This is a genomic window from Paraburkholderia diazotrophica (assembly GCF_038900755.1).
Classification (GTDB): Bacteria; Pseudomonadota; Gammaproteobacteria; order Burkholderiales; family Burkholderiaceae; genus Paraburkholderia; species Paraburkholderia diazotrophica_A.
This window is the reverse complement of sequence record NZ_JBBPEN010000001.1, coordinates 531,417-554,995: the sequence shown is the minus strand read 5'-3', so window position 1 is coordinate 554,995 and position 23,579 is coordinate 531,417. Positions and strand designations below refer to the sequence as shown.

At 64.1% G+C, this 23,579-nt stretch carries 19 protein-coding genes; 2 read left to right on the top strand and 17 right to left on the bottom strand.

The window, feature by feature from the left end:
• Positions 1-45 precede the first annotated feature (45 nt).
• From AABE10_RS02655 to AABE10_RS02595, 13 genes are all read right to left on the bottom strand, one after another.
• Complete coding sequence (locus AABE10_RS02655; RefSeq protein ID WP_342931735.1) at positions 46-2,676, bottom strand: fimbria/pilus outer membrane usher protein; 2,631 nt, start codon at positions 2,674-2,676, stop codon at positions 46-48.
• 162 nt (positions 2,677-2,838) lie between these two features.
• Positions 2,839-3,612: a fimbrial biogenesis chaperone gene (locus tag AABE10_RS02650; protein ID WP_342931734.1), complete on the bottom strand. Its 774-nt coding sequence runs from the start codon at positions 3,610-3,612 to the stop codon at positions 2,839-2,841.
• Between the two features lie 45 nt (positions 3,613-3,657).
• A complete protein-coding gene (locus AABE10_RS02645; RefSeq protein WP_342931733.1) occupies positions 3,658-4,227 on the bottom strand; it encodes a fimbrial protein in 570 nt (189 codons plus the stop codon).
• A gap of 468 nt (positions 4,228-4,695) precedes the next feature.
• Entirely contained in the window at positions 4,696-6,120 is a 1,425-nt protein-coding gene (locus AABE10_RS02640) for an MFS transporter (RefSeq protein ID WP_342931732.1), read from the bottom strand.
• Positions 6,121-6,234: 114 nt separating this feature from the next.
• Positions 6,235-7,674, bottom strand: a complete 1,440-nt coding sequence (locus tag AABE10_RS02635; RefSeq protein ID WP_342931731.1) for an NAD-dependent succinate-semialdehyde dehydrogenase — start codon at positions 7,672-7,674, stop codon at positions 6,235-6,237.
• On the bottom strand, positions 7,671-8,747 hold the full coding sequence (locus AABE10_RS02630) for an aldo/keto reductase (RefSeq protein WP_342931730.1): 1,077 nt from the start codon (positions 8,745-8,747) through the stop codon (positions 7,671-7,673). The genes AABE10_RS02635 and AABE10_RS02630 overlap by 4 nt, the downstream gene beginning before the upstream one ends.
• A 29-nt stretch (positions 8,748-8,776) precedes the next feature.
• Positions 8,777-9,301, bottom strand: coding sequence for a formaldehyde-activating enzyme (gene fae, locus AABE10_RS02625; protein WP_342931729.1), 525 nt, complete (start codon positions 9,299-9,301; stop codon positions 8,777-8,779).
• Between the two features lie 608 nt (positions 9,302-9,909).
• The gene (locus AABE10_RS02620) at positions 9,910-10,200 is read right to left on the bottom strand and encodes an H-NS histone family protein (protein WP_342931728.1); all 291 of its coding nucleotides are present in this window, start codon (positions 10,198-10,200) and stop codon (positions 9,910-9,912) included.
• 124 nt (positions 10,201-10,324) lie between these two features.
• Positions 10,325-11,524: a serine hydrolase domain-containing protein gene (locus AABE10_RS02615; RefSeq protein WP_342931727.1), complete on the bottom strand. Its 1,200-nt coding sequence runs from the start codon at positions 11,522-11,524 to the stop codon at positions 10,325-10,327.
• A gap of 63 nt (positions 11,525-11,587) precedes the next feature.
• Positions 11,588-11,791: a hypothetical protein gene (locus AABE10_RS02610; protein WP_342931726.1), complete on the bottom strand. Its 204-nt coding sequence runs from the start codon at positions 11,789-11,791 to the stop codon at positions 11,588-11,590.
• Between the two features lie 362 nt (positions 11,792-12,153).
• Positions 12,154-12,432, bottom strand: coding sequence for a hypothetical protein (locus tag AABE10_RS02605; RefSeq protein WP_342931725.1), 279 nt, complete (start codon positions 12,430-12,432; stop codon positions 12,154-12,156).
• Positions 12,433-12,505: 73 nt separating this feature from the next.
• Complete coding sequence (locus tag AABE10_RS02600; protein ID WP_342931724.1) at positions 12,506-13,096, bottom strand: BON domain-containing protein; 591 nt, start codon at positions 13,094-13,096, stop codon at positions 12,506-12,508.
• Between the two features lie 71 nt (positions 13,097-13,167).
• Positions 13,168-14,637 (bottom strand): sigma-54 interaction domain-containing protein, encoded by a 1,470-nt coding sequence (locus AABE10_RS02595; RefSeq protein WP_342931723.1) that lies wholly within the window; start codon positions 14,635-14,637, stop codon positions 13,168-13,170.
• A gap of 310 nt (positions 14,638-14,947) precedes the next feature.
• On the opposite strand from AABE10_RS02595, the gene AABE10_RS02590 reads away from it, so the two are divergent.
• Positions 14,948-16,351 (top strand): GntP family permease, encoded by a 1,404-nt coding sequence (locus AABE10_RS02590; RefSeq protein ID WP_342931722.1) that lies wholly within the window; start codon positions 14,948-14,950, stop codon positions 16,349-16,351.
• Positions 16,352-16,597: 246 nt separating this feature from the next.
• Here AABE10_RS02590 and AABE10_RS02585 read toward each other — a convergent pair whose 3' ends face one another.
• From AABE10_RS02585 to AABE10_RS02575, 3 genes are all read right to left on the bottom strand, one after another.
• The gene (locus AABE10_RS02585) at positions 16,598-16,837 is read right to left on the bottom strand and encodes a DUF2442 domain-containing protein (RefSeq protein WP_342931721.1); all 240 of its coding nucleotides are present in this window, start codon (positions 16,835-16,837) and stop codon (positions 16,598-16,600) included.
• Between the two features lie 101 nt (positions 16,838-16,938).
• Positions 16,939-17,193, bottom strand: a complete 255-nt coding sequence (locus tag AABE10_RS02580) for a DUF6723 family protein (RefSeq protein ID WP_342931720.1) — start codon at positions 17,191-17,193, stop codon at positions 16,939-16,941.
• 88 nt (positions 17,194-17,281) lie between these two features.
• Entirely contained in the window at positions 17,282-19,303 is a 2,022-nt protein-coding gene (locus AABE10_RS02575) for an acyl CoA:acetate/3-ketoacid CoA transferase (RefSeq protein WP_342931719.1), read from the bottom strand.
• Between the two features lie 585 nt (positions 19,304-19,888).
• Here AABE10_RS02575 and AABE10_RS02570 point away from each other — a divergent pair.
• Entirely contained in the window at positions 19,889-22,222 is a 2,334-nt protein-coding gene (locus AABE10_RS02570; RefSeq protein WP_342931718.1) for a putative bifunctional diguanylate cyclase/phosphodiesterase, read from the top strand.
• 39 nt (positions 22,223-22,261) lie between these two features.
• Here the strand turns inward: AABE10_RS02570 and AABE10_RS02565 are convergent, their stop codons facing one another.
• A complete protein-coding gene (locus AABE10_RS02565; protein WP_342931717.1) occupies positions 22,262-23,371 on the bottom strand; it encodes a porin in 1,110 nt (369 codons plus the stop codon).
• Positions 23,372-23,579 lie beyond the last annotated feature (208 nt).

Genomic DNA, 23,579 nt, shown 5'->3' with positions numbered 1-23,579 from the left:
TTAAATGCGCTGCTTCGACCTGGCCGCCACCGATGCCCGCGTTGTTCAGTTTCGCGACGCTTCAGCGAGCACCACGCCGAAGCAGTGCGACTCGACTGACGTATAAGCCGCATCGGCTTTATCGCTCTTGCTCTTCACAGGCAGCGAATACTTCACGCTGCACTGCTGGCCGGGCTCGTCGCCCCACTTCACGATGAGTGAGCCGTTGTCCTCGAGGCCGCGCGCGAATATGCGGCTGTCCTGCGCGACGACGCCCACGTTGCGGCCTCCCGCATCGACCACCGCGGCACCGAACGGCAACGTTTCACCGCCCAGCCGCGGCGCGCGAATCAACGCCGCGCGTCCCGTCACCGTCTTGTACTTGAGCATTACGACGGAACCGAGACGCGGCACCGCGCGCTCCGAAGTCGATTCGAATTCGACATCCGTCGACGTTCCCTTCGGATCGAGATCCACCGTGTTCATGCCGTAAGGCGTCAGGTACGGCACGACCGCATAGCCATGCGAATCGACCTTCACGCCCGTTGCGCTCGACACCATCGCGCCTTCCGCGCCCTTCGCCTCGACGATGCCGAACGTATCGCCGACCGTCTGTGAGAACGTCACGCCGCCCGGATGCGCGACGATCGAACCGCTCGCGCCCGCCGACATCTGCGAGGAATGCGCGCCGCCGCTCGCCGACGCCGTCACCTGCGCATACGGCGCGCGGTACACGCCGCTCACGCCTGCGTTGGCGTTGACGGCCTGGCTCGAGTTTTGGCCCACCGTGCCATACGCGTTATACGAATACTGGTTGTTTTCGCCCGCCGTGCCGCCGATGCTCGCCTGCATGCTCGACGCGCCGCCGCCCGCGTTCAGGTTCGTCGACAGCATCGGCGCGTGCTGCGTATGACCGAGCGGGATCGTCGTGCTGACCATGATCTCGTCCGACAACGCGCCATTCGAATTGCGCGTACGGCTCGCCGACACGCTGTACGTGCCGTACTTGAAAGCATTCGAATAGCCTGCCTGATAGAACAGGTCGTGCCCAGGGCGATTCCAGTAATGCTGCGACGACGCCGTGGCGAACACGGAGCCGCGGTCCTTCAGATTCTGGTTGATGGTCAATTGCAGGCGGCCGCGCTCGCGATCGACTGTGTTGATGTCACCGCCGCGGACCGCGTAGTCGCGCGTTCTGGCGGCATCGGCAAAGCTGAGATAGCCCGCATCCGAGTAGCGATAGGCGGCGACCGCGATGTTTGTGTCGGTCGGATCGATGAACTTGCTGTAGCCGATATGCAGACTCTGGCCCTGCTGCGTCGCATAGCCCGGCACCTCGGTGCGCGCCGTGGTGATGTCGGCAGCGAACGCGCCCAGCTTCGTGTTCAGGGCCACGCCCGCGTTCGCCGCGAGATAGCCGTTTGACGCGATCGCGCCACCGTACAGCGTCACGAGATTCGTGAGCCCGCGCTGCAGCGTGAACTGCGTGAAGCCCGGCTTCGTTTGCAGCGAGCTGTCGCGCAACTGGCCCGCCGTGACGGCGAAGCGCGTCGTTCCGGGACGCAGCGACTGCGCGACGGACGCATAAGGCACCGTGAAGCTCTTCGTGCGTCCATCGGCTTCCGTCACCGTCACGTCGAGATTGCCGCCGTAGCCGGTCGCATACAGATCGCGGATTTCGAACGGCCCCGGCGACACGTTCGTTTCGTAGATCACCTGTCCGTTCTGGCGCACCGACACGCGCGCATTCGATTCGGCCGTGCCGCGCACGACGGGTGCATAGCCGCGCAGCGATTCCGGCAGCATGCGATCGTCGGTCGCGATCTGCGCGCCGCGAAACGACACGCTGTCGAACACGTCGCCCGTGGTCTGCGCGTCGCCGAGCGTCACTTGCGAGCGCAGCTTCGTGACGTCGTGCTGAACGTACGTGGCAATGTTGTCGAACTGCGTCGGCTGCCCCGTCGATGCCGTCACCGACGACTGATGCCGGAAATGCCACGCACCGATGTTCACGCCCGCGTTCAGGCCGAGATATCCCTGCGTCGAATGCTGGCCGCCTGCGTTGGACTGGTAGGCGTTCGCGTTGTAGCTGAGAAAGCCCGCATTCACGCCGCTTTCCCACAACTCCGGCGGCACGTAGCCGCGCGCCGCATTGCGCATGTATTTCTGCGGGACCGAAAGCGCCAGCTTCTGCTCGGTGAAATCGAAATCGACGGTTGCGCCCGGAACTGCCGCGCGCAAATCAACACATTCGTCGGCTGTTGGCTGCGCAGCGCTCTGTTGCCTGTCCGCTTCGATCTTCGCGAAATCGACACCCAGCCCTTCCAGCATCTTGCGCGACAGGCATGCATGCGCGCTCTCGCCCTCGTGCCCGGCGACGAAGCGCACGCTATCGTGCGCCACGCGGTTGTCGTTGATCCAGATGTCGACCGTATAGGCACCCGGCGATACCACGTTGCCACGCGCAAAACGAGCGACGTCGACCCGTTCGCCCGGATCGACTTGCAGGAACGTCGTGTCGAATGCAACGGGGCCGCCCGATTCCGTCGGCTCGGCCGCGTCCGCATGCGCCGAACCCGCACAGCCGATCGCCGCGAATGCGGAGACCACCACTGCCGTGACGGGATTCAACACGAACGAGCCCGTCCGTTGCTGCCAGTCGGGAGCTTGCGATTGTCTGGATTGCGAACGCTTCATGACGGGCCGACTTCGATTGCTGTGAAACGGAGGTTTCTCAATGGAATTGCGCGCGCAAAGGCGCAGCGCGCGCCACGGTGTGGATGCGCACCGGCATTGACGAAATGAAGGAATGCGCGAGGCGTCCGGGATGCGAGCGCCTCGGCAACGCATGGATCAGCGCTACGGCGTGAGCGTCGCGTCGCCTTCGATCGCACCGCCGAAGTCGTTGATGGCGATGTAGTGCACTTTTGCCGACTGCACGCCAGCCATCTGCGGCACGGGGATGATCTCCTTGCCATGCGGCGCGACCATGCCGCCGCTTTCGTTCTTGAATGTGCGTCCGTTCGACGTGACGTCGATCTCGCTGAACGACACGTGATACGCAGTCGGATTCGACACAGCGAGAGCCTGCCCCTTGCCTTGCGGCGCCGGCACGACCTTCCAGTCCAGCTGGCGCGGTGCCTCTTCCGGCGAGCCCGGCAATTTCGGCGGACGCACGAACACCTTGATGCGCGTGCGATAGGCGAATTGCAGCGTGTTTGCGTCCGGCGTCGCGTCGGCTTTCGGCGGAATGTCGAGCACGTTGAGCCAGTACACCGACTCGCGATCCTGCGGCAATGCCGCGCCGCTGTACATCACGCGCAGCATCTGCGACTTGCTCGCGTCCATGCGGAAAATCGGCGGCGTGATCACGAAGGGCGCTTTGCCGGCACTGGGCTTGGCGTCGGCGTTGCCGTCGTCCATCCAGACCTGAACGAGCGACGGCGCGGGGCTGTCGTTGTTGAGCTTGACGGTCACTTCGCGCTGATCGAGCGGATACACGACACGCGTGCCGCCGACCGTCACGCTCGCCTGGGCCACGCCCATCAACAGCGCGCTCATCGAGCCCAGAGCCGCCGCCCATCGATACATCGCTTTCATCGCCTTGACCTTTGATCCGATACCGACATTCATCCGTCATCGAGGGCGCTTGCCGAAGCAAGCGCCTTGCACTGCGCTTTACTGGTACTGCATCGTGTACTGCACGGTCGTATTGACGTTACCGGCTTGCGCCTTGCCCGTCGCGTAGTACTGCGCGAAGTAGTTCAGCACGGCTGCACCGCCGGAGATCGTTGCGCCGTAGGTGGCGAGGTCGTTGTTGGCGGTCGTCAGAATGTTGATCGGCTGCATCTGCGCGTTCAGAAGGCGCACTTCCACGTTCTGCGCGGGCGATGCCGAAGCCTGGTTGACCAGATAACCGCTGTTCTGGTCGACCGTCGGGCCGTTTTCGAAGTGCGCGACCGCCTTCGTCGCCGAGCCCGAGCAGCCGCTGAGCGTCAGCTTGATATCGCCGAGGTTCGACGTGCCGGCGACGGCGCCCGCGCTCGCCAGGGAACCCGTCGGCACCGTCGGCAACGTCGTCGTCACGTTGGCGGGCGAGCCGCTCGCCACGCCGTTGATCGAGCACGTCGTGTCCGACACGGCGCCGTTCACTGTGATCGTGCCGTCGGCGGCGTGCGCCGTGATCGACATGAGGCTGACAACGCCCGTCGCGACGATGACCGCAGCGGAAATGATGCGTTTTTGCATTGAATGCTCCAGATACCTAAATGAAGAAGAACGAGGTTTGTGAAACTCAGCGGACGTTTGTGTTGTCACGTCGAACCGCTAGCCGATCAGCGTCGCCGGCCTGCACATGGTCGATGCCCGGCGTGAACGAAATCCTAAAAACTTCGGCATCGCAAATCCCTCGTACAAGTCCCAAAATCGAGGTGGTCCGATGCGCAAATCAGGAGTCTTTTGAACGCTCATGGGAATCGGAATGGACAACGAACAGAGCCTTCGTGCCGTCTAATCGAGCCGCTGGCCGATAACCGCCGTCTGCTCGACCGCTTCGGCGATGACCGGCATGAACAAAATCTTAAAAATGTCGCGCCCGACAAGCATTAGAAAAAGTTCGAAAAATATCGACTGACCGCAAAAAAAGCAAAAAGCCCGAAGCCCCACAGCGGGGGCTTCGGGCTCATGCCGAAGAAACGAGTCGGTACCTGTGAAACGCTACGCGCCGCTCGCCTGATTCAACGTCAGATGCTTGGTCTCGGGCGCCCACGCAATCGACACGATCATGCCGACGAGCAGCACCGCGGCCAGCGCGAGCATCGTCGAATGAAAGCCGAGCCGCGCGATGCCGAGCGGCAGCAGGAACGTGCCGACGGCCGAACCTAGCCGGCTGCACGCGATCGCGAGACCCACGCCGCACGCGCGCACTTCCGTCGGGAAGCACTCGGGCGGAAACACGCCGACGAGATTCGAGAACGCCGACATCGTCAGTGTGAATACGGCGAACGCGACGATCATCCAGAGCGCCGCCGACTCGGGCAGCATGCTCAACGCGATCAGCGACACGCACGTCACCGCGAACGAGCCGATCAGAAAGCGCCGGCGCGACAGCGCGATCGTCAGCCAGATGCCGAGCAGCGCGCCGAGCACGAGAAAGCCGTTGAGCAGAAAATCCGCGCCCGAGCCGTTGTCGAGATGGATCGCCTTGAGAATGGACGGCAGGAACGTGTAGATCGCGAAATATGGAATGACGAGGCACACGAAAAACGCGCAGTTGAAAACCGTGCGGCGGATCAGGTCGGCCTTGAACAGCCGCGCGAAGCCGCCGCTCACATGCGCATGATCATCGTGCGCGCCGTCGAGCGTGACGTTCGTGCCGAAGTATTTCAGCACGACGGCCTGAGCCTCCGCGATGCGTCCCTTGCCATGCAGCCAGCGCGGCGATTCCGGCGTACCGATCCGCATGACGAGGACGGCGAGCGCCGGCGCGCCTGCCGAGGCCAGCAGCCAGCGCCACGCATCGGGCGACGCATCTGCGTAATACATGCCGAGCACGTTCGCGACCACGTAACCGATCGTCCAGATCACGCTGAACGAGCCGAGCAGCGTGCCGCGATGCTTGCGTGGCGAGAACTCCGCGAGAATCGCGTGACCGACGGCGAAATCGCCTCCCATGCCGAAGCCGATCAGCACGCGCAGCGCGCACAGCATCGCCGGTGACGTGACGTAGAACTGCGCGAACGCCGCGAGCGTGATGATCACAAAGCTCAACAGGAAGATGCGCTGCCGGCCCATGCGGTCCGACAGCCAGCCGAACACCAGACTGCCGACAAAGATGCCCATCAGCGCCGAGCTGCCGATCATGCCTTGCCAGAACGCGTCGAGCGGCATCTGTTTGTTGAGCGTCGCGAGCGCATAGCCGATCGTGCCGAGCGCGTAGCCTTCCGTGAAGTGCGCGCCGAACGTCAGCCCCGCGATCTTGACGTGGAACGCGTTGAGCGGCACGTCGTCGAGCGGGATCGCATCGCCGCCCGGGTGCGGATGATGGGGATCGTGGGAATGTTGGGAATGGGCGCGCGCGGCGGCGCGCGACGAATCGGAAGCGAGGCCGGACGGCCGCGCAAGCAGGTCCTGGTCGGTCAAGATGTCTCCTTTGTTATTGCTTGATCGCGTAATCGCGTTATCGTGCGTCCCGCAGTTCGCGCCGGGACGCGTACCCCCTGGTTCTCCGCCGCGTAGCGGATGCAGCTTTGACGGCTAGCGCGCGAGGCCGCCCATCATCATGTACTTCAGCTCGACGTACTCATCCATGCCGTACTTCGAGCCTTCCCGGCCGAGGCCCGATTGCTTGACGCCACCGAACGGCGCGACTTCCGTCGAGATGATTCCTTCGTTGATGCCGACCATGCCGCTCTCCAGCGCCTCCGCGACCCGCCACGCGCGCCCGAGATCGCGCGTATAGAAGTACGCGGAAAGACCGAACGGCGTATCGTTCGCGGCCTCGATCGCTTCATCTTCCGTCTTGAAGCGGAAACACGCGGCGACGGGGCCGAAGGTTTCTTCTTCGGCGATCCGCATCGATTGCGTTGCGCCGGCGAGCACCGTCGGCTCGTAGAACGTGCCACCCAGCGCGTGACGCTTGCCGCCCGTCAGCGCCTTCGCGCCATGCTCGAGCGCATCGGCGACGTGCGCTTCGACTTTCGCGAGCGCGGCCTCGTTGATCAGCGGTCCCTGCTCGACGTCGCCCTTCAGCGCATCGCCGATGCGCATCTTCTTCACGGCTTGCGTCAACGCTTGCGTGAACGCGTCGTAGATGCCGTCCTGAACGTAGAAGCGGTTGACGCACACGCAGGTCTGCCCCGTGTTGCGGAACTTCGACGCGATCGCGCCTTGCACGGCGGCGTCGATGTCGGCATCGTCGAACACGATGAACGGCGCGTTGCCGCCCAGTTCCAGCGAGAGCTTCTTCAACGTCTCCGCCGACTGCTTCGCGAGCAGCTTGCCGACGCGCGTCGAGCCCGTGAACGACAGCTTGCGCACGACGGGCGACGCCGTCAGCACGCCGCCGATCGCGACGGCATCGCCGGACACGATGTTGAACACGCCCGCCGGAATGCCCGCGCGTTCCGCGAGTACGGCCAGCGCGAATGCGGACAGCGGCGTTTCTTCAGAAGGCTTCAACACCATCGTGCAACCGGCCGCGATCGCGGGGCCCGCCTTGCGCGTGATCATCGCGAGCGGGAAATTCCACGGCGTGATCGCGGCGACCACGCCGACGGGCTCACGCGTCACGATGATCTTCGAGCCGGGCTTCGGGCTCGGAATCACGTCGCCGTAACTGCGCTTCGCTTCTTCCGCAAACCATTCGAAGAAGCTCGCCGCGTAGCCGACTTCGCCCTTCGCTTCGGCGAGCGGCTTGCCTTGCTCGCGCGTCAAAAGCTCGGCGAGCGCGTCGCGATGCTCGAGCATCAGCTCGCCCCAGCGCTTCACGCGCGCGCCGCGTTCCTTCGCGGTGAGCGCGCGCCATGCGGGAAAAGCGCGCTCGGCGGCATCGATCGCGTGCGCCGTTTCCTGCGCGCCGCCCTTCGCGACGTTCGCGATGACCTCGCCCGTCGCCGGATTGCGAACCGCGTACGTGTTCGCGCTTTCGTACCACTCACCGTTGATGTAGTGGCCCGCGCGGAGAAATTCGCTCATGCTGCTTTCTCCACTGTCTGATTCGCTGCTTGTGCCGGGCTCAGGCCGGCGACCGTATCGGCGAACACGCCTTGCGCGGGACGCGCTTCACGCGCGATGCGCCTGCCGGCCGTGTAGTCGTTGATCAGATCGCAAGGCGTGTAGTTGCGCTCCAGCTCGTGCAACTCATCTGCGTCGAGCTGCGTGCTCAACGCGGCCAGCGCGCTGTCGAACTGCGCCGGCGAATCCGCGCCAACCAGCATGCTCGCGACGCCTTCGCGCTGCAGCACCCAGGCCTGCGCGATCTGCGCCGCCGAAACGCCGCGCTTTGCCGCGACGCGCGCGACGGATGCCGCGATCTCGCGTGATGCCGTATCGCCGTACATTTGCGCGGTGAAGAAATCGGTCTGATTGCGCGTCGACTGCAGATCGCTCGTCAGAAGACCGCGCGCGAGCGGGCTGAACACCGACACGCCGACGCCCTGATCCTGGCAGTACGGAATCATCTCGCGCTCTTCCTCGCGATACGCGAGGTTCAGTTGCAACTGCATGTTGATCGGCTTGTGCCAGCCGTTGCGCTCGCAGACCTGCATGATCTTCGCGAACTGCCACGTGTACATCGTCGACACGCCGATGTAGCGCGCCTTGCCCGCGCGCACGATGTCGTTCAGCGCAGCCATCGTTTCCTCGACGGGCGTGTTCACGTCGAAGAAATGCAGCATGTAGACGTCGACGTACTCCATGCCCAGACGCGCGAGCGATCCGTCGATGCCGTCCATGATGTGCTTGCGCGAATGACCGCCGGCGTTCTGATACGCGCCCATGTCGTAGCCGACCTTGGTCGTCACGACGATTTCCTCGCGGCGCGCGAGCCGCTTCAGGATGCGGCCGACCACTTCCTCGCCGACACCCGTCGAGTAAAAATCCGCGAGGTCGATGAAGTTGACGCCGGCTTCGAGCGCGTGACGCACGATCGGCTCGCTTTGCGCTTCATCGAAAATCCACGGCTTCCATTGCGGCGTGCCCATGTTCATCGTGCCGAGGCACAGACGCGAAACCTTGAGGCCCGACTGGCCGAGGCGTACGTATTCCATTGCTTGTCTCCTTTGTGCCGTCGGCCGGCTTAGCGCTGCTTCGGCGTGTAGAACGGGTTGGATACGTCGCGCGCGGCGGCGAACACTTCTTCCTTGCGCGGCAGGCCGTTCATCGCGGCGACGATCGCGTTCTTGCACGCGCGGTAGTTGTTTTCGAAGACGGCGTCGAGATCGTCGGTCTTCGGGTTGACCCAGTTCGCCGACACGACGACCCAGTCGTTCTCCGCTTCGGGCGGCAGCGTGCCGTTCTCCAGCGACTCGGCCACGGCTTTCGCGATGCCTGCCTGCGATGCGCCCCACGTCGCGTTGCCGTGGAAATCGCCTTCGATCTGCGCCTTGTTGACGTACAGCGTCAGCGGCTTGGTCGGCACGCCCGGACGCGCGATCACGACGAACGGCGCGTGGCCGGCGGACGGCGTCGACAGCGCCGTGGCGAACGCCTGGCCAGCGGGGCCGTTGCGCGGACCGACGAGCACGTTGATGTGCGCGAGGTTCACGCCCGGTCCTTCGAATCCTTCGCCGATAAACAGTTGCTTTTCAGTAGTAGCGCTCATGGTTTCCGTTCCGTCAGGTTTGAGTGGATGCGCGGATTGTGCTGTCCGGAACGCGCGACGATGAATCGATGTTTTTTGATCCGGGGTATGAGGCGGACTCAACTCCGGGTTTCCACTGAGCAGGGGTTATCGCGTTATCGGGTTATCGGCGAAGGCGTGTGCAGAGGTGAGCGTTTTCGGGATAAGCGAAAGGCGGCGGCCCATGCGGCTTAGCGCAAAGCCCACGCGCGATCGACGCGCGCTGTTTGCGTCAACGAATCCGGAAGAAGAAGCGCGCGGCCGCGCTTTCGATGGCGCGCGCAAATACTTGTCGCACAAGGGATTTCGGACGGTCGCGCGGACTGGCTGACGCGTGTGCGCGACCGATCCGACAGATCATTCGCACGGCGCGCGACCGCCGGCCGCGCGAGCCACGACACGCATCGCTGTTGAAAAAGGTGAGAGTTTTCGGGACGCCCGCAACGGTGCGCGCGGCGCCCATGCATTCGCTCACTGCACGTCAGACTCGGACAACGAACGATGCCGCTGCGGGACAAGAAGGAATGAGAGGAAAGACATCGACGCGCCTATTTGCACACGTCATGCATCAGCGAATAGCCGGGCGTAACTCATTCGCCGATCAGAAACTTCTCGCGATTCTTACCCGCAAGCCAGGCCGGCGCGCGGCCACGGCCGCTCCACGTTTCGCCCGTCTTCGGATTGCGATACTTCGGCGGCAGCGCAGCCTTGTGCGGCGCGCGCGCCTTCGTCGAGAACCCGAGCTCTTCGGCCGTGATGCCGTACTCGGCGATCTTCTGTTTGATCTCGGCGATCGTCTGCGTGACTTCCTGCGCGCGCGCCTGTTCCATCTCCTTCTGGAGCTTTTCGAGTTGCGCGGTCAACTGTTTGTATGTGGCCATCTGGCAAGGTCTCCATGCATGTCCGTACGGCAACTGTGACCGTATTGGACGTAAAAAGTGCCGGGTAGGAGTGTAGTGCCGTCAGAAAGGCATCGGTAGTGCGCGTTGTCAAAACATGACGAATTTAGTCGTCGATCGCATCGTACAGGCGGCGCTCGAACTCGACGACCATGTCGAACGGTTCGACGGAGCGTCGCTGGATCAACATCTGGCCGATCATGTTCTCGACGGGATCGGCGAACCAGCTCGTGCCGAATGCGCCTGGCCATCCGAACGATCCCGTCGACCGGTAGCCGAGCGGCAACTGCTGCGCCGGATCGTCGACGATGGAAAGGCCCAGGCCGAAGCCCTGTCCCGACCACTGCACGTGTCCGATCGACGGCATCCGGCGCTGGTCGCGCGCGAGAAAGTTCGTGCGCATCAGATCGACGGAGCGATGCGACAGCAGGCGCACGTCGTCGACGCGGCCGCGTCCGAGCAGCAGGCGCGCGAACTGCAAGTAATTTTCCGCTGTCGACACGAGCCCGCCGCCGCCGCTCTGGAAGCGTCGCGGGTTGGCCCAGCGGCTCGCTTGCGGGCGGTCTTCGATGACGCGCCGCCGCGAGTCCGGGTCGATTGCATAGGCGGTGGAAAGACGCGAGAGTTGCGCGTCGGGCACGCAGAACGCCGTGTCGCGCATGCCGAGCGGCTCGAAGATGCGCGTGCGGAAGAACTCGCCGAGCGACTGGCCGCTGATCCGGTGGATCAGCACGCCGAGCACATCCGTTGCGATGCCGTAGTGCCAGCGCGAACCGGGATGAAACATCAGAGGCAGCGTCGCGATGCGCGCGAGCCATGCATCCGGCCCGTGGCCCGAATCGAATCCGTTGAACACGGCAGCGTAGGCATCGGCGAGCGGCCCCGTCGACGTGAAGTGATACGCGAAACCCGCGCGATGCGTGAGCAGATCGAGCACCGTGATCGGCGCGCGCGCCGGCTCCGTTTGGTCGAGCACGCCGGCGGGATCGCGCAGCACGCGCGGCGCGGACAGTTCCGGCAGCCACTGCGCGACGGGCGCATCGAGCGTGAGGCGGTCTTCTTCGACGAGCATCATGATCGCGGCGCTCGTCACCGGCTTGGTCATCGACGCGATGCGAAACAGCGTGTCGCGCTGCATCGGCAGACGCTCGGCTTCGTCGCGCCAGCCGCGCGCGTCGAAGAGCCCAATCTCGCCGTTTCGCCACGCGAGCGTCACGACGCCCGCCACTTCGCCGCGATCGACATAGCCCTGCATTGCATCGGTCAATCGCGCGAGACGCGCGGCCGAGAATCCTGCTCTGTGCATCGACGGTCCTCGTGGACAGTTGGCGAGGCGCGCAACGCGCGACAACGCGAATGGCCAGCGCGCTCAGCGCTTGTAACGAACTTCGAGCGCGTGCAGTGCGTCGCTGAGCTTTTGAACACGCCTGACCTGCGACGGCACCAGCGGCGCCAGCGACACCGAATCGATCCGGCCGCGCCAGTATGACAGCGGAATGCCGTCGGCAGCCGAAATGCGCGATATCACGTGTTCGAGGTGCTCGATATCCTTTTCGATCTGTTCGTGATTCATTGCCTTCCCCGTGGTCCCTCGCAAGGCGTTATCGGACAGCACGAAATATGCCGACGAAATCTCGTGCTATCTGGTCTCTGTGTCGTTGTGCCGCTGCACGCTTTCCGAAATCCGGATGAGCCGCGTGTCTGGTGCCTGGCGCCGGTTAGCGCCGCAGAACTTTGCTGCGTTCTTTACCGGGCAATTTATACGAGGAGATCGTTGCGTTCAGTTGGGCGCCGCACGGAAATGACTGGCGCGGCGTGCGAATGCAACGTTTCCAGGAGGCGTGCTGCGACGAGATGACGGGCTGCGCGCGCAGCCCGGCGTCGCGGATGAAGATCGGCTACGGTTCGGAAACGTCGACGGAAAAAACGCGCCGCTCACTTCCCGCGACACGCGTACAACAGGCTTCGCACGCCGTTGTCGGTCGTCGTGCGCATCGTATCGAACGCGCCGCCGCACATCGCCTGCGCCTGCTGCTCGCAGTTGTCGGAGCCGGCGGGGCACTGGACGAGCGTAGTCGGCCGGCCATCCGGCGAGAAGAGCGGCGGCGCGCTGCTGCACGCGGCGAGCGCGCCTGTCATCGCCAGCGCGGCGGCAAGCGACGCGCCGCGGACCCAATGCGCCGGGCGCGCCGCAGATGTTTGACTGCGTTTCATGGAAAACCCCGTTGGCTACTTGTTTTTCGACGAACGCGATTGTGCCATGGCCGCCTTGCCTTGCGTCATCAGGCTACTGCGGCTGTGCATCGGGCTGTGCATCGGGCTCTCTATCGGGCTGTGCAAGCGTCTTGTAGGGCATCGCCCCGCCCGTGCCCATCGCGATGCGCACGAAAACCTGTTCGACATCCGGTATCGCTTCCAGTTGCTGTTGCAACGCATGCCTGTCGAACGATGCGGGCGCGCATCCTTCCGCATAAACGAAGCGGCGTTGCACCGTGATCCACAGGCTCGTGCCGTTGAACGCATGCGGATTCGTAAAGCGCGCGTGAATGGCGTCGGCGATCTCCGGGTCGTACATGTACGAGTTCGGCTTCGTGCACTTGTGCGCGAGCCAGCACGTCGTGCCGCGTTCCACGCGATAGTGCGCGTCGTCCTCCATCTGCGCGCGCGTCATCATCGGGCCGAGCGGCACGGGGCAATCGGCGATCGCATGCGAGAGCGCGAAGAATGGATCGTTGTACCAGTTGCGCCGTTCCGTCGATGCCGCAGCCGAAGTACCCGCGCCAGCCATCGGCGCCTGCTGCGCATGCAGCACGCCAAAAGCCGCGCTCGCGATGAACAGCAAGATACCCGCACTGATGCCTGCGCCCCGGCGTGTCATGGCCTCGTCTCCTTGCGTGGTGCTTTCCGTCGAATGACGATCGTACTGCGCAGCGCCGCTCGCGGCGAGCGTCACACGTCAATGCCGTAAGCCGCGATCTTCTTGTACAGCGTCGCGCGTCCCATGCCGATGCGTGTGGCCGCTTCCGTCACGCGTCCGTTGCAGGCGCGCACCGCATCGGCGATAAAGCGCTTTTCGAACGCGGCCATCGCGTCGGCCCACTGCTGCGGCGGCGCATCGTTCGACGTGGCGGTTGCGGCCGTCGCATCCGCCGAAACGGACGCGGGCGGCTCGAACGCAGCCTGTCCACGCAGCGGCCCGATGAACGGCGCGAGCGCGCGCGCATCGATACGCTCACTGTCCGACAGCATCACCGCGCGTTCCAGCGTATTGCGCAACTCGCGCACGTTGCCTGGCCAGTCATACACGCAGAGCAGGCGCAACGCGTCGTCCTGCAGCTCGAAATGACCGCCGCGCACCTGCGTCGACAGGTCTTCGAGGATCGTATAGGCGAGCGCTTCGATATCCGTTTGCCGCTCGCGCAACGGCGGCGCGTGGATAGTCAGCACGTTGAGGCGATAGAACAGGTCCGGGCGGAAGCGCCCTTCCGCGACGAGCGCGGGCAGATCGGCCGATGTCGCCGCAATGATCCGCACGTCCGCGCGCACGATGCGATTCGAGCCGAGCGGCTCGAACTCGCGGTCCTGCAAGACGCGCAAGAGCTTGCCCTGGAGCGGCAACGGCATATCGCCGATCTCGTCGAGAAAGAGCGTGCCGCCATCGGCCAGCTCGAACTTGCCGACGCGGCCCTTCCGATCCGCGCCCGTATAGGCGCCCGCCGCCGCGCCAAAAAATTCGACTTCGAGCAGCGCATCGGGAATGGCCGCGACGTTGACGGTGACGAGCGGCTTCGTCGCGCGCGCCGACGCGCCGTGTATCGCGTGCGCGAGCAGTTCCTTGCCCGTGCCCGTTTCGCCGAGCAGCAGCACGGGTGAATCGACTTGCGACGCGCGCCGCGCCTGGCGCTTCACTTCGAGGCTCGCCGCGCTCGTGCCGACGAAGCTCGCGAACGTGTATTTCGCGCGGCGTGCCTGCGCAAGCGACTGGCGTGTCGCGATCAGTTCCTGCTGCACGCGCGAATAGTGCGAGAAAAGCGGCGTAAGCGCCTTCATTTCGTCGAAGAGCGCGAAGCCGACCGCGCCAACCGTCTTGCCCACGTCGTCCTTCAGCGGCAGGCGCGTGACGACGAGCGGCTCGCGATCCGTTTCGAGAATGTCGAGCAGGATCGGCTTGCCCGTCATCACGACTTCGCGCATCAGGCTGTTCGGTATCACCGCTTCGCAGTCGCGGCCGATCGCCTGCTGCGGATCGGAAAAACCGAAGCGCGCCGCGTAGCGCTTGTTGATCCACACGACCCGCGCGTCGGCATCGACGATGAACGTGCCTTCGCTGAAGTTTTCGAATGTGCGGAAAAGCGAGTCCATCGCGCGGCGCAGGACGTCGCTGTAGGTCGCGGGCAAGCCCGACCAGTCGTTCATCATGTTGACGCTGTCTCCGTGTAGTCTCTTTTTTCTGATTGTCTCTGTTTATGGACGGATTATCTCACGGACGAGACCTGCAACAACCCTTTGGATAGGGTATGCTTCGCCGCATCGAATCCGACGGACGGAATTTCGTCTCGATTTTGAGACGATTCTGTACAAGCGTTCGCATCGCCGCGCTGCAGATGCGGCCCGTCATGCGGTCGAGCCGCGCCTGACGGGCATGGCACGGAACCTGCTCCACCAGGCGCCGGCCGTCGCGCCAAACTTCGCGCGCGTCCACGTAGAAAACCAAGCTTTGGAGACTCAATTGGCTTTTGTCATCGTCCTCGCCGCCCTGGCGTTCCTGATGTTTGCCGCGTATCGCGGCTACAGCGTGATTCTCGTCGCGCCCATCGCCGCACTCGGCGCAGTGCTGTTCGTCGATCCCGCCGCCGTCGCGCCCGTGTTCACGGGCATCTTCATGGAGAAGATGGTCGTCTTCGTGAAACTGTACTTCCCCGTGTTCCTGCTCGGCGCCGTGTTCGGCAAGGTGATCGAACTGTCGGGCTTCGCCGCGTCGATCGTGCATTCGGCGATCCGCTATATCGGCCGCTCGCGCGCGAACGCGGTGATCGTCGCGGTCTGCGCGCTGCTCACTTACGGCGGCGTGTCGCTCTTCGTCGTCGTGTTCGCCGTGTATCCGTTCGCGGCCGAGCTGTATCGCCAGAGCAATATTCCGAAACGCCTGATGCCGGGTGCGATCGCACTGGGCGCGTTCTCGTTCACGATGGATTCGCTGCCGGGCACGCCGCAGATCCAGAACATCATTCCGTCGACGTTCTTCAAGACGACCGCATGGGCCGCGCCCGCGCTCGGCATCGCCGGGTCGCTGTTCATCATCGTCGTCGGTCTGACGTTCCTCGAATGGCGCCGCCGCTCGGCGATGGCGAAGGGCGAAGGCTACGGCACGTCGCTCGTCAACGAACCGGAGCGCGTCGAAACGGACCGGCTGCCGAATCCGCTGCTGGCGATTGCGCCGCTGATTCTCGTCGGCGTTGCGAACTTCATGCTCACGCGCATGATTCCCGACTGGTACGGCTCGAGCTATACCGTTGCGCCCGAAGTGCTGCCGGGCAACCATGGCACGGCCGTGACGGCGACGATCAAGTCGGTCGTCGCGATCTGGTCGGTGGAAGGCGCGCTGCTGCTCGGCATTCTGCTCGTCGTCATCACCGCGTTTGGCCGCGTGCAGGAGCGTTTCGCATCGGGCACGAAGGCGGCTGTCGGCGGCGCGTTGCTGGCTTCGCTGAACACCGCGTCGGAGTACGGCTTTGGCGGCGTGATCGCGGCGCTGCCCGGCTTTATCGTGGTCAGCGATGCGCTAAAGAGCATTCCGAATCCGCTCGTGAATGCGGCCGTGTCGGTTAGCTCGCTGGCGGGTATCACGGGATCGGCGTCGGGCGGCATGAGCATCGCGCTCGCGGCGATGTCCGATCTGTTCATCAAGAGCGCGGAGGCCGCGCATATTCCGATGGAAGTGCTGCATCGCGTGGTCGCGATGGCGAGCGGCGGCATGGATACGCTGCCGCACAACGGCGCCGTGATCACGCTGCTGGCCGTCACGGGCCTGACGCATCGCGAGTCGTACCGCGACATCTTCGCCGTCACGGTAATCAAGACGCTCGCTGTGTTCTTCGTGATCGCGCTTTACTATACGACGGGGCTGGTTTAAATATTGACGCCGTCAGGGCGTGGCTCGCGCGCCCTTCCTGCTTCCTGTTGTGATCGAGGCGACCCGTTGGGTCGCCTTTTGTTTTTTGCGGCCGTTTCGAGACCGTTTTGCCGTCGGTAGCGACACCGCGTTCAACACCGCGAGCAATCGGGCAATCAGCCGCTTCCGGGACGCTGCCGCGTGCGGCTCGTCCTCGCATTCGTCACACGGCAGCGCGTCCGCGCGAAGAGAAAAGCATCGCTGCCGCTAATGACGCATCGACTCCGGCAGCGACAGCAGCAACGCGGTCACGTCCATGTCTTCGTCGAGCTCGGGCCAGAAAAGCTGCTGCTTGTCGAGCGAAATGGCGAAGTGCTCGCGCTCCGCGTCGGTGGCCGCCGCGAGCGTCGGAAACCAGTTGAGGGGAAATTCGACGGCACGGCCGTCGGACAGGTCGAGAAACAGATGTGCATTGTCGAAATGCACATCGACGGCATCAGCGCGCATGATCGTCTCCGGCAAGATCCAATCAAACGATAGTCGGACGATGCGCGCGCTTCAAGCGCATTGCGAGGGGCCCGAACAGAATTTTGCCGGTGCCCGCGCGCTCACATTTCTGGCCGCGCGAGATCGCCTTCGACGATATGTTCGCCGTACACCTGAGCCGCCGCGAGCGCTTCCTCTTTGGTCGGAAAAGGGCCGAGATCGGGTGCGCCGTCGAACGGAAACAGCAGACGTCCGTCCGTCTTGCGCACGACGCGCAGCACGCCGAAAAAGCGCCGGTAGCCAGCAAGCTTCGAGCCCGCGCTGACTTCGAAATCGCTCTCGTTCTTGCCGGGGACACTGGGAATGAAACCGCTCATGATGACTTCTTGAATGCGTGAACTGTCGTGCAGAAAGCGCTATTTTCGCACGCTCATCGTGAGCGATTCATGTCGGCAGGGCACGCGCTCATCGATGAGTCGACGCGTCGCCCGGACGTTCGTTGATATACGGCGCGACGTTGCGCTCCTCCAGCGCGTCGCCGAGCTTCATGCGCAGGAAGCTGCTCGTCGTATAGCGCGTCACGCTCGAATAGAACGCGTTGACGAGCTTCGTCACCATCGCCGAGTAGCTGCCGATCAGCTCGGGATTGATCGAGAAGTTGTCGTAGTTGATGATCGCCTGCGGCTTGATCCGCACGCCCGACAGGCGTGACTCGACCTGCTGCCGGATCGCGTCCACCTGTTCCGCCGACGTCACCTGCAAGCCTTCGAAGTTCACGAAGAACATGTTCTTCTCGGCGTCGTAATTGAAGCGCTCTTCGAGCGGCAGGCACAAGAGCATCGTGCGCAAGCCCATCGGCGCGGCGCGAAAGATGCGCTCGTCCATCGGACGCGGCGGCCTTTCGATGATCGGCGTGAAGCCCATCTGCGCAACGATGTCGTTCTGCACGTCGATGCCCGGCGCGGCTTCCTTCAATTCGAGTCCGCGCGGCGTCAGCGCGAACACGCAGCGCTCGGTGATGTACAGCACAGGCTGCCCGCGCTTCGCCGCATATTCGCCGCTGAAGGTGCGGTGCTCGACTTCGTCGACGAACTTCTGGCAACTGCCCTCGCGATTGATCCGCAAGCGTCCGTCCGCGATCGTCACATCGAGATTGCCCGCGTTGAACGTGCCGACGAACACGACGCGCTTCGCGCTCTGGCTGATGTTGATGAAGCCGCCCGCGCCCGCGAGCTTCGGCCCGAACTTGCTGACGTTCAGATTGCCCTGGCGATCGGCTTCGGCGAGCCCGAGAAAGGCGACGTCGAGACCACCGCCATCATAGAAGTCGAACTGATACGGCTGATCGATGATCGCCTGCGTATTCGTCGCGGCGCCAAAATTCAGCCCGCCCGCCGGAATGCCGCCGATCACGCCGGGCTCCGTCGTCATCGTGAAGAGGTCGATCACGCCCTCCTCGTTTGCGACGTTCGCGATCCCTTCCGGCATGCCGATGCCCAGATTCACGACGCTGTTCGCCATCAGTTCCATCGCGGCGCGGCGCGCGATGACCTTGCGCTCGGTGAGCTCCATCGCGGGCACCGAATTCGCGGGCACGCGCAACTCGCTCGCGAACGCGGGCGAATACGGTTCGGCGAACGTCTGCCAGTGATGCTCGGGCCGCGCGACCACGACGCAATCGACCATGATGCCCGGTATCTTCACCTGGCGCGGATTGAGCGTGTTCGTATCGGCGAGCCGCTCGACCTGCACGATCACGATGCCGCCCGAATTGCGCGCCGCCATCGCAATCGCGAGCGCTTCGAGCGTCAGCGCTTCTCGCTCCATCGTGACGTTGCCGCTCGCATCCGCCGTCGTGCCGCGAATGATCGCGACGTCGATCGGAAAGGTCTTGTAGAACAGATGCTCGCCGCCGCCGATCTGGATCAACTCGACGAGGTTTTCCGTCGTCCGCATGTTCAGCTTGCCGCCGCCATGACGCGGATCGACGAATGTGCCGAGGCCGATCGTCGACAGATGCCCCGGCTTGCCCGCGGCGATATCGCGGAACAGATGCGAAATGACGCCTTGCGGCAGGTTGTACGCCTCGATGCGCCCGTCGACCGCAAGCTGTTGCAGCTTCGGCACCAGTCCCCAATGCCCGCCGATCACGCGGCGCACGAGCCCTTCGTGCGCGAGATGGTTCAGCCCTTTCGCCTTGCCGTCGCCCTGGCCCGCCGCGTACACGAGCGTCAGATCGAGATGCGCGTTGGACGCGTCCGGCGTGCCCAGTGCGCCCGGTCCGCCCGATGTCGCCGCGTTCGCATCGAAGAAGCGTTCTTCGAGCGCGATCGCCACTTCTTCCGCAAAGCCTACGCCGACGAAACCGCCCGTCGCGACGGTGTCGCCGGGCCGGATCAGTTCGACGGCGGCGCGTGCGCTCACCACCTTGTTGCGCGCGACGTTGCGCTCGGTGACGGGGAACGGGTACTGGAATACGGCGCGCATGGGGTCTCCTGGCTGGGTCTTCTTCCGTACGACGCCGTCGCGGCCGCAGAAATGCGGCGTTGCGCAGTTGCGGCGATCGCGGCGCAACCGCCCGCCGTCGCGGCTTTTGCGGTGCCTGAACACGCAATTTAGCAAGCCGGCGTGGGATCGTCAGCATATATCGCCGACGATGGCGCGGCTGTGCACCAGCATGCAGTCGCTCGCGAACGATTCGCTTCACATCGGATTTCGCGAGCCGGCGCGAAAAGATTAGGTAAGCAAACGTTATTCACCGCGCTTCGTTGCACATGCAACGACAGATGATGTTATGGTTCGACCCCGTAAAAACAGGCACAATTCGACTGGCTAAACAAAAGCCGCGGCGCGCCGTAAACAATTAAATCAGCGCCGCCTCTCAAGCGCAGCAATAATTACCGCCACAGCGGCTGCCCCCATGACAGGCATTTCCTTTCCCGAACCGATCGATGCAGCATCCGCCGCGCGCGGCCTTGTTCACGCGCGCGGCGCATGCCCCATCGATTGGCGCGCCGCGCCGGCGGCAATCGTGCGTAATGTTTCGCGCGTCCCCCTGAAGGCGAGTCCGCAATGACGACTAGCCTTCCGTTGAAATGGCGCCGCAATGCGACGAAAGCGTCGCGGCAGGATCAGCACTTTCTCTCGCTCGTGCTCGACGCGTGGTCGAGCCGGCGCGCAGTCGGGCCCATGAGTTTCGCGATCAGCGTCGCGACGGGGATCGGCGCGGGCACGGCGGGCGTTGCGCTGCAAATGGCCTCGCGCTGGCCAGCCGTGCCGCTCGGCGTGCAGGTCGGAATCGGCGCGACGGCGGGCGTGCTCGCGATGATCGCGGCGCATCATCGGTTCGCCGCGCAAAAGGCGCGGCAGGCAGCGGCAATGGCGCTCGCCAGTTCGTTCCTCGACGCAAGCCGCGATTGCGTCAAGCTGCTCGATCTGCAAGGGCGCATGCTGCGCATCAACGATTACGGCGCCACGCTGATGGAAGCATCGTCGCCCGTCGAGCTCGAAGGCGCCAACTGGCTCGGCTTCTGGAAAGGCGACGACCACGACGCGGCGATGGCGGCGTTCAAAAGCGCGCTCGGCGGCACGGCCGCGTCGTTTCGCGGCAGCTGCACGACGACTGCGGGCCAGCCGAAGTGGTGGGACTCGCAGCTCATCCCCGTCAAGGACAACGGCGGCAACGTGATCGCGGTGGTGTGCGCGTCGCTCGACATGTCGAACCAGACGCGGCTGCTTGCGGAACTGCGCACGAAAAGCGAGCTGATGTCGGAGATGGAAGCGCACTTGCAGCTCGTGTTCTTCTCGTACAGCGCGAATTTCGAGTACTTCCATTACATCACGGCGGGCTCGTCGAACGTATTCGGCATCGATCGCGACGAGTTGCTGCGCGACCCGAACGGCTGGCTCGATCTCGTGGTGCCCGAAGACCGCGTGGCGTTACAGGCGGAAATGCGCCGCGTGATGGCCGAATCGTCGGAAGGACGCGCGCAGTATCGGATCAGGAAAGCCGACGGCACCGTGCACTGGCTGCGCAGCACCGGCTACCCCGTTCTCGACGATAACGGCAACGTGCTGCGCATCGTCGGCATCACGGAGGATGTGACGGCCGAGCAGGAACGCATCGCCGAACTGGACCGGCTCGCGTACACCGATTCGCTGACGGGCCTCGCGAACCGCGCCGCGCTGCTGCGCGAAATCGAAAGCCGGTGCGCGGCGCGCCAGCCGTTCGGCCTGATGTTCGTCGACCTCGACCGCTTCAAGGTGCTCAACGATACGCTCGGCCATCTGGCCGCCGATCATCTGCTGCGCGACGTCGGCGGCGTGATCCGCCGCTCGCTGCCCGATGATGCGTATGTCGCCCGGCTGGGCGGCGATGAGTTCGCGGTGCTGATCGGCAATGTCGTCGACAAGGCTGGGCTCGAAGCGCTCGCCCAAACGCTGCTCGGCAGTCTTTCGGCGAATCGCCTGCAAGGCGGCGGCGCGGGCGCGTTCATCACGGCGTCGATCGGCATTTCGGTCTATCCCGAGCACGGCTGTGACCACGATGCGCTCCTGTCCAGCGCGGATGTCGCGATGTACACCGCGAAGAAAACGGGCCGCAACGGCTATCAGTTCGCGGGCGAGGAAGCCGCGCGCACGATCGGCGACTTCGAGCTCGAACGCGACGTGCCCGAGGCGCTCGCGACGAACCAGTTCTTCCTGCATTTCCAGACCATTCACGAGCCGCACTCGCTCGCGGTGCACAGCGCCGAAGCGCTGATCCGCTGGCAGCATCCCGCGCGCGGTCTGATTTCACCAAGCGATTTCATTCCGCTGCTCGAAGAGACCGGCTTCGTGTCGGACGTCGGCGTGTGGGTGCTCGACCATGCGTTGCGCCAGCTCGCGGCATGGCGCCGGGCCGGCGCGACGAATCTGGGCATGTCGGTGAACGTGTCGGCGCGGCAACTGGGCAACGAGCAGATCGTGCGCGACGTCGACCGCGCGCTCAAGCAGCACGGCATTCCGCCCGGCAAGCTCGAAATCGAGTTGACCGAGACGGCGCTGATGAAGAATCCGCAGCAGGCGCAAAAGTCGATCGTCGAACTGAAGCGCCTGGGCGTGCGCATCGCGATCGACGACTTCGGCACGGGCTATTCGAGCCTCATGTATCTCGCCGACTTCGCGCCGCACACGGTCAAGATCGACCGGCATTTCACGTCGAAGATCGCGCACGATCCGACGACGCAGACGATCGTCGAAGGCATCATCGGGCTCGCGCACAAGCTCGGCATCAAGGTGATCGCGGAAGGCGTCGAAAACGCGGCGCAGCTCGCCATCCTGCGCCGCGTGAATTGCGACTACGTGCAGGGCTTCCTGCTCAGCGAGCCGCAGGCGCCCGAAGGCCTGATGAAGCCGCGCGCCTGACAGCGCGACGGCGGGCAGCGCGCCGCGCCTGCGCGTCCGTCAGAAGCGGTGCCGCAGGCCCGCGCCGATCAGCACCTGATTGTGATTCGACGAAGGATCGGCCGTATTGATGACGGCAGGCGCGCCCGACGACGCGTGCTGATAGATCGCTTCCAGATAGGTATCCGTGCGCTTCGAGAACTGATAGTCCGCCTGCACGCCGCCGTTGTGCCAGTGCGCGCCCGAACCCTTCGTGTACGTGTACGAGCCGGCGAGGGAAATGGTCGGCGTCAGCTGATAGATGCCGTTGACTTCGTAGTTGGAAAAGCCGATGGACGGCGCCGACTCGCCCGTATCGATCACGACGACGCCGACGTATGTCGAGCGCGACCAGGCCGCGGCCATCGTGAAGTCGCCGATCGCATAGCTCACGCCGACGCCATACGTGTTCTGCGTCTGCACGCCGGCATCGAAAACGTCCGTCGCGCTGGGCAGCACGACAGGCGTGAACGCGCCCGCCGACGTGTTGCCACGCCCGTTCGCATGCAGATACGCGGCGCCCGCATTGAGCGCGCCGTTCTGGTAGTTCGCGCCGAAGCTGTACGCGCGGTTGTTCGCGAACTGCCCTGCAGCGTTCGAGAACGCATACATGCCGCCCAACGTGAGACCGCCGAACGACGGGCTCGCGTACTTGACCGAGTTCGCGGCGAGGTACGAGTTGTTGGCGTTGTCGTTGTCGAACGGATGGGCGAACGCGGTGCCGCCCGAGCCGCCCGTCAGCGTGAACGGCGCGAAGTAGTCGTGGATCAGGTCGTACTGGTGGCCGAACGTCACCGTGCCCAGATTCTCGTTGCCGAGGCCGACGTAGTACGGGTGATCGTTGAACATCTCGCCCGTCGTCACCGAATAGCCGCGCTCGAGCCGAAAGATCGCGCGGTTGCCGCCGCCCAGATCCTCGATGCCCTGCAAGCCCCAGTAGCTGCCGTCGACGAGGCCCGAGGTCGATTTCCACTGCGAATGGCCGCCGACGTTGTTGATATACGCGAGCCCCGTGTCCAGTTCGCCGTACAGCGTGACGCTGCTCTGCGCGTGCGCGCCCATGCTGAGCGAGAGGAGTACGGCGGCTGCGGTTGCCGCTACGGCTGTCTTGTTGATCTTGTTCGCGGACATGCTCGGCTTCCCAAGGTTGAGTCGATTCGGATTCGAAGGCGACTTTTTATAGGAACGACAGCCATATGCACAAGTGGCGCGCATCAATTGTGTTGCAGAGCAACACAGCACGCGCCGCAATATAACTTACAAAGCGCGTACAGAAAGCCAATTATCGAGTTCGGGTGAAACGGAAGTAAAGCGAAAACATTTCGCCGCGCACCGCCTG